The organism is Flavobacterium zubiriense (assembly GCF_041729725.1).
GTDB lineage: Bacteria > Bacteroidota > Bacteroidia > Flavobacteriales > Flavobacteriaceae > Flavobacterium > Flavobacterium zubiriense.
Map to the genome: position 1 here is coordinate 101,487 of NZ_JBCFQL010000014.1, position 12,594 is coordinate 114,080.

Consider the following 12,594-nt stretch of genomic DNA (forward strand, 5'->3'; position numbering starts at 1 on the left):
TAAAAGGTGTAATTTTTATTTTATATGTAAAATAAAATAATTTTTTTTTAAAATACTGTCACCCTAAACTGATTTTTCTTTAACTTTAAGTTAACATACAAATATTTATATGAAATCAAATCCAAATTTGGTTAATATCCTAAAGGAAATAGTAAGTGATGGAAGCGTTAATTCTTCCAAAATAAAATTATTAACTCTAGAAGAACAAGAGTTAATAAAAGAACTTCAGAATAATGGCTTACTTGAAGAGGCATTGTTATATGTCGAATCAATGGATGCTGAAAAAAACTGGGAAGAATTAAAAGAAAAAATAACTGTAAACAAAAAGACTGTTGTAATAAATTGGAAAAATATTTTTCAATATGCTGCAATTTTTGTGGGTTTATTAAGTATGGTTTACGTTTTTCAATATAAAACCGATACACCCTCTAAAATGGTAATTCCTGATGACGCGATTCAATTGGTTTTAGAAAATGGAGACATACAGGTTTTAAGTCCTAATGGCGAAAAACAAATCATAAAAAAAGACGGAGGAGTGGTTGCTTCTCAAAAAGAAAATAAAATTAGTTACAGCTCAACTAATTCGATGAATAAATTAGTTTACAACGAAATCAAAATTCCTTATGGAAAAACATTTGCAATCACGTTATCTGACGGTACAGAAGTGAATATGAATGCAGGTTCGTCTTTAAAATATCCTGTTCAATTTATAAAAGGACACAATAGAGAAGTTGTTTTAGAAGGAGAAGCTTTTTTTAATGTTACTAAAGACAAAACACATCCTTTTATAGTTAAAACAAGAGGAGTGAACGTAAAAGTATTAGGAACAAAGTTTAACGTGAGCTCGTACAAAGAAGAGGCCGACATTAATACAGTATTGGTGGAAGGATCAGTTAGTTTGTCGAATGTTGGAGTGCCAAATAACAACACTATGCTTGTTCCAGGTGAAAAAGGAACTTGGAATAATCAAAAAGCAGCAATAGCGGTTAAAAAAGTAGATACCCGAATCTATACCGAATGGATGACAGGGGAGCTGGTTTTTAGAAAAGCAGCTTTTAAGGATATTATCATCAGACTAGAACGCTCTTATAATGTTTCAATTGAGAATACTAAAAAAGAGCTTTTGGATAAAAAGTTCAATGCCAGTTTTAATAAAAATATAGAAAGCATTGAAGAAGTATTAACAGCAATGAGTAAAATTCAAGATTTCACTTTCAAGAAAGAAGGGAAACTTATAAAAATAAACTAACTAATTTACTAACTAACTAAAAAACAATTTATGAAATGAGAGTGTAATTTTTTTTTAAGAAAGAAATACAAGAAAAAAATCGGAAAATAGGATCAGTATTTCCCGATTTAGTAATGTGATTCAAACGACGTATAGAAATTAAATCATTTAAAACCAAACCAAAATTATGAAAAAAATAATTAAAGGGAAATGGCTTAGTCCGTATTTGCCTAAAATTAGTCTAAAGATGAAACTAACCACGCTATTATTGATATTGTCTTTGGTAAGAATCCAAGCCAGTACTTATTCACAAAATACAAAGTTGACATTAAATGTGAACAATACTTCTGTAGAGCAACTATTCAATAAAATTGAATCGGTTTCAGAGTATCGATTTTTATTTGAGAGCAGCTTGATTGATTTAGACAGAAAAGTTTCTGTGAATGTTGAGAAAAAGAAAATTGCTGAAATTCTAGAAAAAGTTTTCAAAGGGACTGATATAGTGTATACTATAAATGATCGTCAGATATTATTAGTAAAAAATAAAAGTCAAGTAGCTCCAATAGGGATCAATATGGTTGTGAAAACCACAGTCGATCAAGAGAATCAAATTACTGGAACAGTAAAAGATGCACAAGGAATGCCAATTCCAGGAGTAAATATTATTGAAAAGGGAACTAAAAATGGTATCCAAACCGATTTTGATGGAAAATTCTCGATGCGTGTAAGTGGGCCAAATAGCGAATTGGTCTTTTCATTTATAGGGTATGAAACTTTGTCAAAAGTAGTTGGGCAAAATAAAACCTTAAATATTGTTTTAAAGGATGAAAGTTCAACATTAAACGAAGTCGTGGTTATAGGTTATGGAACAGCTAAAAAAGGCGATTTGACAGGTTCTGTCGCTTCGGTTGCAGGTGATGATTTGAAAAAAACTAATATGATTAACGTAGCCGAAACTTTAACTGGACGTATAGCTGGGGTTCAGGTTACTTCTTCTGAAGGTTCACCGGATGCCGCAATAAATATCCGAATTAGAGGTGGAGGTTCCTTAACGCAAGATGCTTCTCCATTGATTATTGTAGATGGCTTTCCTATCGCTAATCTAAATGATATTGCTCCATCAGATATCGAAAGTATTACTGTTTTAAAAGATGCTTCTTCTACCGCAATTTATGGTTCCAGAGGAGCTAATGGGGTTATTCTTGTAACCACTAAAAAAGGGAAAGATGGTAAGATTTCTGTAACGTATAATTCTTTTTATGGTTTGAAAAAGGTTGCTAATACTTTTGATGTTTTAAACCCTGAGGAATATGCGAGATCACAATATGAGTATGTGTATCGCTTTGAAGATGATGATACTTCTTATCAACAATATTTTGGACAATGGGCTGATCGTGACCTTTACACAGGTATGAAAGGAAATGATTGGCAAAAACAAGTTTACGGCCGTTTAGGAGAAACAAGAAGCCGTGATTTAGGTATTCGTGGTGGGACTGATAAAATGAATTTTAATTTTAATTATGCCCATATTGATGAAAAAACCATTATGATTGGATCGGATTATAAAAGAAACAATTTATCTATGGCCTTAAAAAGCAAAGCTACTGAGAAAATCGATTTGTCTTTCACAGTACGTTATTCTGATACTGAAATTAAAGGCGGGGGAACAAATGAGCAAAATGCGAAATCCGTTTCTGCTGATGCCCGTTTGCGTAATAGTGTAGCTTATGCTCCAATTCCTTTAGATGGTTTGACTTCAGATAATACAGACGAGGCAGATGCCAGTTTTCTAGTACATCCGTTTGTTGCAGCTGCTGATAATGATCGTCTACAGTTAAGAAAAAACTTTAATGTTTTAGGAGGTATATCTTATAAAATATTACCAGGATTACAGTTAGGTTCTGATTTAGGTTTAGATAATTTTTATAATCAAGATTACCGTTTTTATGGACGTTCTACTTTTTATGTTAGAAATTCGGTAGCAGCAGAAAATCAAGGACAACCAGCCTTAGCTTTATCTGATAGAAAGAATGTTACATTTAGAATTGCTAACACAGCTAATTATGATTTCAAAAAGCTGTTAGGAGAAAATCATAGCTTAAAATTACTTGCAGGTCAAGAATTAATTAGAACTAATAGTACCGAATTATCTAGTGAAATACACGCCTTTCCATTGTTTTTTAATTTTGAAAGTGCAAAAAATCTTTCTTCTCAAGGACAGGCTCAGTTTACACAAACTACTTATGCACCAGAAGATAAATTATTGTCGTTTTTTGGTCGTTTAAATTACGATTATAAAAACCGTTATTTATTTACAGCAACATACCGTGCTGATGGCTCTAGTAAGTTTTTAGGAAATAATCGTTGGGGCTATTTCCCATCGGCTGCTTTGGCTTGGAAACTTTCAGAAGAAGAATTCTTAAAAAATGCTTCTTGGTTAAAATTGTTGAAATTAAGAGCCAGTTATGGTCAGGCTGGAAATAACAATATACCTGTTGGACAAACCAGTTTATTGTTTAATCCTAATAATACAACATGGATTGAGGGGGTTTCCAGTTTTTGGGCTCCATCAAAGATAATGCCTAATCCGGACTTAAAATGGGAAACAACTGTTACTCAAAACTTCGGTTTGGATTATGAGTTGTTTAATGGTAAAGTTAGTGGTAGTCTAGAAGCGTATAAAAATGTTACCAAAGATTTATTAATCAACTTCAATGTCCCAGGTAGTGGTTATGATACCCAGTATAGAAATATGGGAGAGACGCAAAATACGGGTATTGAGGCTTCATTAAATCTTAATATTATTAACAAACCTAATTATGGTTTGAGTCTTTCTATGAACATTGGGATGAATAAAAACCGCATTAATTCATTAGGAGTTATGAATGATTTCTTTTGGACAACAAACTGGGCATCTACAGCATTTGCAGATGATTTTGCAGTAAGAGTTGGACAACCTTTAGGAATAATGAATGGTTATAAAAGTGATGGACGTTACGAAGTTTCTGATTTTGATTACAATGGATCAAGCTATACTTTAAAAACAGGTGTAGGTGCTCCTCCTAATACAACACTTATGGGTACACTAGCTCCAGGTGTAATGAAATTGAAGGATATTAATGGTGATGGAGTTGTTGATTCAAAAGACCAAACTATTATAGGAAATGCTAACCCTAAACATACAGGAGGTTTTGTTTTAAATGCTAATGCCTATGGCTTTGATTTAACTGCAGCTTTCAACTATAGCTTTGGTAACGATGTTTACAACGCTAATAAAATCGAATATAGTACAGCAACAGAAAACACACAGTATAGAAATTTAAGTACTATAATGGCTTCTGATAACAGATGGACTAATTTGAATGCAGCAGGAGAATTTGTTACTGATCCAGCTGAATTAGAGGCTTTGAATGCTAACACAACTTTGTGGTCTCCATTTATGAGAAATTATGTGTTCAGTGATTGGGCTGTAGAAGATGGTTCTTTCTTGCGTTTAAATACGCTTTCATTAGGATATACATTACCGGCAGATGCGCTTTCTAAATATGGTATTGCTAAATTAAGATTTTATGCTACAGCCAATAATGTATTTGTTATTACAAAATATTCAGGTTTAGATCCAGAGTCTTCAACAATTAGAAGAACACCTCTTACACCAGGAGTGGATTTTGCAGCATTCCCTAGAAGTAGACAAATCTCTTTAGGTTTAAATCTTAATTTTTAATTATAAAAAAAAATGAAAAAAGTACTTTTATATATATCAATAATTACAGTTGGGTTTTTAAGCTCGTGTAATTCAGAGGATTTTTTAGATGCTCCAGCAAAATCAACTTTAGATGAGTCGATTATCTTTTCTAATGCCGGTTTGGCTAAAGGAGCGGTAGATGGAATTAAAGTCCCATTTGGAGAAACTAATTCCTATCGATCACGTTTTCTGCCATGGTATGGTTTGAATACAGATGTTGAATGGTTTAATAGTTCTCAGTCAGCAGGAGCAAACACGGAATTGGTTAATTACAATACAAAATGGGATAATACCAATATGAATACTACTAACAATGCTTGGGCAATGATGTATTCAGGTATTGAACGAGCAAATATATGTATTCGTGGTATCCGTACCTATGGTAGTCCACAGCCGGGTAACGAACTGGGTTATCTGTTAGGAGAATCTTTAGCGTTGAGAGCTGTTTATTATGCTGATTTATTGAAAGCCTGGGGGGATATTCCAGCGCGTTTTGAACCGATAACTACGGAAACGATATATATACCTAAATCAAGCCGTGATGTGATTTACAAGCAACTGATTCAGGATTTAGGTGAAGCAGCTGATTTAGTGCCTTGGCCTAATGCAACTGCAGCTACTTCTAATGTTCACCGAATCAATAAGGCTTTTGTAAAAGCATTGAGAGCGCGTTTGGCAATGGCAGCTAGTGGATTGCAACAATATCCTGATGGAATAAGAAGAAGTAATGATGCTGATCTTACCGTTGACAAAATGTACAAACTGGCTTTAGATGAGTGTAGAGATGTTATCAATAGTGGTACTGCACGTTTAGAGCCGTCTTTTGAAAATTTATGGAAAAAATACAATCAAGAAGATTTAACTGCAGGTGGCGAATCCTTATGGCAAATCCCTTTTGCTGATGGTCGTGGTCGTATGTTGTTTACTTTTGCGGTTCGTCATACTACTATTGATCAAATTCAAGGGAATGGTAATAATAGAGGTGGAATAGCAGGGCCTTTGCCTTATGTTTTTTATGATTACAAGCAGGCAGATACTCGAAGAGATGTAACCTGCGTGCCGTATAAGTATGGTGCTGCTGTAAAAACTCCAACGGATAATATTGGTGTTGCAAAACAAGAATTAAATGATTTAGATACTTGGTATTTTGGTAAATACCGTTACGAATGGATGTCTCGACGTGTCACATCTCAACAAGATGATGGAGTAGATAAATTGTACATGCGTTATGCTGAGGTAATTTTAATAGCTGCCGAAGCGGCTAATGAATTAGAAGGGCCTTCAGCTGCCGCTCCATATTTAAAAGAAATTAGAAGAAGAGCCTTTCCTGCTGCATCTCATGCAACTATGGTGGATGCTTATGTAAACGCTTTAACCTCTAAGGAAGCTATGTTTAATGCTATTGTTGACGAACATAAATTTGAGTTTACTGGAGAAATGGAACGCAAGCAAGCCTTAATTCGTTGGAATTTATTAAAAACAAAATTAGATGAGGCTAAAGTTAAAATGACAAATCTACAGGCTCGTACAGGAGAGTATTCTGATGTACCTTCCACTTTATATTTTAAAACAGCTGCTGATAATGTTAAATTGGAAATTTATGGATTAAACCGTGGAGAAACTACTAATCCAGGTACAGATTATACTTCAAAATCTTGGCTTAAGTTAGAACCACTTAAAATCAGCACACTTTATGATGCTACTATCGATCCAAATACAAAACAGTTTTGGCCTATTTGGCAAGTGTTTATTAGTGGTAGTAATGGTCAATTAAAGAATGATTACGGATACGAAAACACAAATGTAAACTAAAGAAGGTATTTTGTGGCTAAAACTTTATCAATTTTAAATATTTCAATTGTTTTGGTTGGGTTTTAGCTGCAAAACACATTAAATAAAAAGTTATGAGAAAATTTATAATTAAAATATTTTTAGCTTCCTTACTCGTTATAGGGTCGCTAATGAGTAGTTGTACGGGTTACAATGAAGATGTAATAGATATGTTGGAAGTTAATAGAGCTTTTGCTCCTGTAGAGCTTGAGGCATTTATTAGAACACAAACTACAGTGGAGTTAAACTGGACTCCACGAGATAATGTAGATCATTATGTAGTTGAGTTTAGTGCCGATGATCCCAATTTTACGACTATTGCGAGAAGCTTAGAAGTGAGTGCTTCTGAATTACCTTTGAAAGTACAGATGGAAGGAGAAACTGTGTATTCTATTCGAGTTAAGGCTGTAGTAAATGGTTTAGAAGATTCTAAATGGACTACTATTACTGCAACAACACTTTCGGAGCAAATTTTTACGGCTATTATTGATGGTGATATTGCATCTAAAGAAGCGACATTAAGATGGGTTGCTGGTAGTAATGTAACATCAATTGTATTGACTCCGGGAGGGATTACGCATGCTATTACAGCGGAAGAAAAAGCAAATGGTATTGCTATGCTAACAGGTTTGAGTCCGGAAACAACCTATCAGGCGGTTATATATAATGGAACAAAGAAAAGAGGTGTTGTTACTTTTACGACCGGTATTGATATAGGAGATGGTATTTTGGTAAAAAGTACCGATGATTTATTAGTTGTTATTGCAAATGCTGATTCAGGAGCAAAATTATTTTTAGAGCCTGGTGAATACAAATCATTTGGGACAGATGGAGTAACTCCAAATACTGATATAATATTGGCGAAATCAATTACTATTAGCGGAATTCCTGGAAAAACTAAACCTGTTTTACGCTATAAAGTGACAGTTAATGCTGGAACTAGTAATGTTTCCTTATTGGATTTGGAATTAGATGGAAGGGTATATAATACTACTAGTGGTTTATTTGAAAACATTACCAATGCAAGTGTTATTTCTGTTACGGGAGCGACTTCAAATTATGGTGATTTTCTAATTAGTGGTTGTAACATTCATGATTACACCCGTGCTTTAATTAGTGCAAATGTAAGTGCCGCCAGAGTTAACTCTTTTACCGTTGAAAATAGTATTATTACCAATGTAAATACCAATATAGGTGCTGATTTTATTGATTTCAGGAATACGTATGTAGCTAATGTTACTCTTAAAAACAGTACTTTTGATAAATGTTCAACTTCACGAGATTTTGTACGTATAGATGCGGCATCAGGTTTGTCGAATACAGGTTTAATTACTACAGTGTTAATTGATGCTTGTACCATTCATAATAGTACTATGACAGCTACAAATAGAATTTTATACGTTCGTTTTCTAAATAATGTATTAACAGTTCGTAAAACGTTGTTTGCCAATACACCTGCTATTTATTCCAATCAAGCAAACACAGCTATTCCTACTTTTACAGATAATAACTATTTTAATTCTCCGAATTTTAAAGATGCTACAATAACTAATAATAAAGTTGATGCAGCAGGAACTACTTTGGATCCAGGATTTACAAATGCTGCAACTGGAGATTTCACCATTAGCAATCAAACATTAAAAGATAGAATAGTAGGTGATCCTCGTTGGATTAAGTAATCTTTAATATTTTAAATTCAATAAAGAGGTATGCCATGTGTATACCTCTTTGTTTATACGATTGTTTTAGATTTTATCAAAGCTTACATTTTATCAAAACTATTTTTTTTTCAAAAAAACCAAATCAATTAAATTATGAAATATATTTTAATACTACTGTTTGTATTTAATCTTTCTTCTTGTTCCAATGACGAAACAGTGAAAGAAGTACAGGTAAAAACAATTACCATTAATGATGATAGTTCATTAAGTGCTACACCCAAACAGCTTTCAGTTTCAATACTTCCCAATAATGCAACTAACAAAGAAGTAAGCTGGAGTGTTTCGGATCCATCAACAGCTGTAATTACCGAAACAGGACTTTTAACTGGAGTAAAAAACGGAACTGTAAAAGTTACTGCTACAGCCACAGATGGATCTGGAATTAAAGGAGATAAAACCTATACTGTTTCGGGGATAACGGCACCAACAGTATTTGTAGTAAGTGTTGCTATTACAGCCGCTACAATTACTAACGGTCAGCCCTTGCAATTAACAACCCAAATTGCTCCTGCAGATGCTACTACTAAAACACTTACTTGGACATCTTCAAATCAAACGATAGCGACAATTAATGCAGAGGGATTGCTAACTCCAAAAACCAATGGTACGGTTACTGTAACCGCAACAACTACTGATGGAAGCGGAAAAAGTGCTCAGCTTCAAATAACTATTTCGGGAGTTACAACCGTATATCAAACTACTGTAAGAGGTGAAAGTATCTTGCTATGGCAACGAAATAATGGAGGATGGGGAAAAGCTATTGCTACTTTAAGCGATTACAATTTAGTGCCAACAGAGCAGCAAAAAAACACTGCCTTGGCTACAAAAAACAATACAGATACTACCATTGATAATGGGCATGTGGTAACCGAATTACGATGGTTACTAGCCGACTACAAAACAACTCAGAATCCCAATTATTTAGCTGCTGCAGAAAAAGCAATTGATTGGCTGTTTTTAGCGCAATATGCTAATGGCGGTTGGCCACAATATTATCCGGATAAAAGTGGTTACAGACATCAAATAACTTTTAACGATAACGCCATTGCAAATGTGATGAATCTAATGTGGGATATCATTAAAGGCAAAAATAATTTAGAGTTTATAAATTCAACTTACAAAGACAAAGCAACTACAGCTTTTAACAAAGGAATTGATATTATATTACAAACTCAAATAACCTACAAAGGAAAAAAAACAGTTTGGTGTGCACAACATGACGAAGTGACTTTGCAGCCTGCATTGGCTAGATCGTATGAGTTACCTTCTTTTAGCGGTTCGGAATCTGTGGGACTTGTACGTGTTTTAATGCTGGTGGAGCAACCATCTACAGCAGTAAAACAAGCGGTAAAAGATGCCGTTGATTGGTTCAATGGTGCTAAGATTACAGGAATTAAAACAGAAAAAATTACTGATGCGTCTCAACCAACAGGGCAGGATGTTATTGTGGTTTCATCTCCTGGTAATGTAATCTGGGCCAGATTTTATGATTTGACGAATAGTTTACCGTTGTTTAGCGGTCGTGACGGAATTCCCAAAACCACTTTAGCCGAAATAGAAAACGAAAGAAGAGTGAATTATTCCTGGTATGGCAGTTGGCCTAATGCCTTAATTGGTTCAGAGTACACCAATTGGAAAGCTAAACACGGTTTGTAAATAATTAAAATTAGAGCCTGTTTAAATTTATTTTAAAAAAATAAATTTTCTTTTCCCTGTCCCTAAAGGGCGGAAATTTTCTTGAAAATTCATCAAAATTACACCCTTTAGGGATAGGGGGAATTAATTTTGATGAATTTAAACCGACTCATAATTTTTTATAAAGGAATTAAACTAATCATTGTAAGAACCAGATTTATGAAAAATAATATCATCAATTTTAAAACACTATTTATTTTTTGTCTCATTGGATTTGTTACGTCTTTAAACGCTCAATATCTAAAAGGTTTAACTCAGGTTAGAGATACTTCTTTTGCGACAGCGAGTGCTTTTAAAAAGACATTGAAATACCATCCTAATACTACGATGGTTCCCGAAATGAACTTTGATTTTGTAAAACAAAAAAACAATGTTGTTTATTGTAGTTATGGTAAACGAAAAATGAAATTGGATGTTTTTTATAATAAGAATGTCAAGAAAAAACAAACAGCAATCATCATCATTCACGGTGGCGGTTGGCGTTCCGGAAGCAGACAACAACACCATCCGATGGCGCAAAAGTTAGCAAGTTTGGGTTATGTGTGTTTCACTCCCGAATACCGACTTTCTACCGAAGCGCTTTTTCCAGCAGCGATTTATGATGTGAAAGCCGCTATTCGTTGGATTCGAAAAAATGCCAATCAATACAATGTTGATCCCAATCAAATTGTGGCGCTAGGATTTTCAGCTGGTGGAGAAATGGCAGCATTTATGGGAACAACGGGCAATATGCCACTCTTTGAAGGCGTGGTGACCAATTCTAATTCGCAATCTCAAGTAAATGCAGTGGTGGATATTGATGGAACATTGTCCTTTGTGCATCCAGAAGGAGGCGAAGGTGATGATAGCAAAAATATTTCGGCAGCTACTTATTGGTTTGGCTATTCGAAAAAAGACAATCCAAAACTTTGGGAAGCAGCTTCGCCTTTGAGTTATGTAAGTGAGAATACACCGCCAACATTATTTATCAATAGTTCCGTAGCCCGAATGCACGCCGGACGCGACGATTACAGAAAGGTTTTGGATAAAAACGGAATCTATTCTGAAGTGCATGAATTCGAAAATTCGCCACATACTTTTTGTCTTTTTAATCCTTGGTTTGAACCTACTATTCAATATATCGATGGTTTTTTGACTAAAGTTTTTAAGAAATAAATAGTAGTTTTAACCCGTTGGTGTCATTTTGTATTCTAAAAAAAAGCAATATAAAATGACGTTGCAGTTTCCCCGTCAGTTCGAGTAAATTTTCAGAAAATGCGAATAGCTTTTTCAGAAAATTTGTATCGAAAACCATTTTAGTGAAAAACCTCAGTTAGAGCTGTGATTTTTTATTCTAAAAAGAACAATATAAAATGACGTTGCAGTTTTCCCGTCAGTTCGAGTGAATTTTTAGAAAATGCGAATAGCTTTTTCAGAAAATTTGTATCGAGAACCATTTTAGTAAAAAACCTCAGTTAGAGCTGTTTTTTTTATGCAATATAAAATGACGTTCAGATAGTCTAGACGATTTCAATATTACGCAAAGCTTAGCCTCATTATTGTCATTCCGTAGGAATCTCCAATAGTATGTCCATAAACATAGTCCTCACTGGTACAGAATAGCAGATAGAGATTCCTACGGAATGACAAGTTTGCTGAATATTGGGATGCAAAAATGTCATTGCTAATGTTCTTCACATAATAAAATGAAACAAAAAAAGCCGCAGGAATTTCTTCTTGCGGCTTTTTTTGAAATTTTCTGTTTGCACGGGCGGAGGGATTCGAACCCCCATCAACGGTTTTGGAGACCGCTATTCTACCCTTGAACTACGCCCGTAGCATAAGCAGCGAACTGCCTTGAGGGCGCAAATATAGGCTTATTTATAGAAAAAACTAACAGCAGCAGCAAGTATAAACAATAAATTCTGTTCCTGTTTTTTAATGAAATGGTTAGGAGATACTTGCACGGAAATCTTTTTTTATTTCTAGAAAATTTTTTCCGTCAACGTCAGACTGTGAAAAAACTAAAATCATCCTCTTGAGAATCTTATATTTGAGTTTTTTCTTTGGTAGCTCTCCGAATACTTTCTAGATTTGAAGAGGTTTTTTCACAGCCTGACGTTCCGCCGCTTCATGAAGTGGCGAACTTCGTAACGGCATATTTTCTGTTGAAGATAGAAATTATTGCGAAAGAAAAATATGAATTTTGCACATTTTTCGTAATTTCTTGAAACGCCTGTTGAACTAAACCTTCGGTAGCATTTACCAAACTTTTAATTATCTTACGAATATAATTAAAAATCTGTAATTATGACTACAAAAAAAAGCATCCCGATGCGTTAAGAGAAGACAAACTCCTTAACCAAGCCAAGCGAGAAGTGCCCGGATTCACCGAG

The 12,594-nt window shown here is 34.3% G+C and carries 6 protein-coding genes and 1 tRNA gene; 6 read left to right on the plus strand and 1 reads right to left on the minus strand.

From position 1 onward, the window contains the following. The first annotated feature begins 109 nt into the window (after positions 1-109). The 6 genes from AAGV28_RS13340 (at position 110) to AAGV28_RS13365 (ending at position 11,374) form a co-directional block, all read left to right on the plus strand. On the plus strand, positions 110-1,249 hold the full coding sequence (locus AAGV28_RS13340) for a FecR family protein (protein ID WP_373407249.1): 1,140 nt from the start codon (positions 110-112) through the stop codon (positions 1,247-1,249). Positions 1,250-1,415: 166 nt separating this feature from the next. Beyond that, positions 1,416-4,952, plus strand: a complete 3,537-nt coding sequence (locus AAGV28_RS13345) for a TonB-dependent receptor (RefSeq protein ID WP_373407250.1) — start codon at positions 1,416-1,418, stop codon at positions 4,950-4,952. Between the two features lie 12 nt (positions 4,953-4,964). Further along, positions 4,965-6,785 carry a RagB/SusD family nutrient uptake outer membrane protein gene (locus tag AAGV28_RS13350; RefSeq protein ID WP_373407251.1) on the plus strand — a complete coding sequence of 607 codons (1,821 nt, stop codon included), beginning with the start codon at positions 4,965-4,967 and terminating at the stop codon, positions 6,783-6,785. A gap of 92 nt (positions 6,786-6,877) precedes the next feature. Further along, positions 6,878-8,482 (plus strand): DUF5123 domain-containing protein, encoded by a 1,605-nt coding sequence (locus AAGV28_RS13355; protein WP_373407252.1) that lies wholly within the window; start codon positions 6,878-6,880, stop codon positions 8,480-8,482. Positions 8,483-8,617: 135 nt separating this feature from the next. Continuing rightward, positions 8,618-10,180 carry a pectate lyase gene (gene pelA / locus AAGV28_RS13360; RefSeq protein ID WP_373407253.1) on the plus strand — a complete coding sequence of 521 codons (1,563 nt, stop codon included), beginning with the start codon at positions 8,618-8,620 and terminating at the stop codon, positions 10,178-10,180. Positions 10,181-10,378: 198 nt separating this feature from the next. Next, positions 10,379-11,374 (plus strand): alpha/beta hydrolase fold domain-containing protein, encoded by a 996-nt coding sequence (locus AAGV28_RS13365; protein ID WP_373407254.1) that lies wholly within the window; start codon positions 10,379-10,381, stop codon positions 11,372-11,374. A 590-nt stretch (positions 11,375-11,964) separates the two neighbouring features. On the opposite strand, the gene AAGV28_RS13370 is transcribed toward AAGV28_RS13365, so the two are convergent. After that, a tRNA-Trp gene (locus AAGV28_RS13370) sits at positions 11,965-12,035 on the minus strand. Positions 12,036-12,594 lie beyond the last annotated feature (559 nt).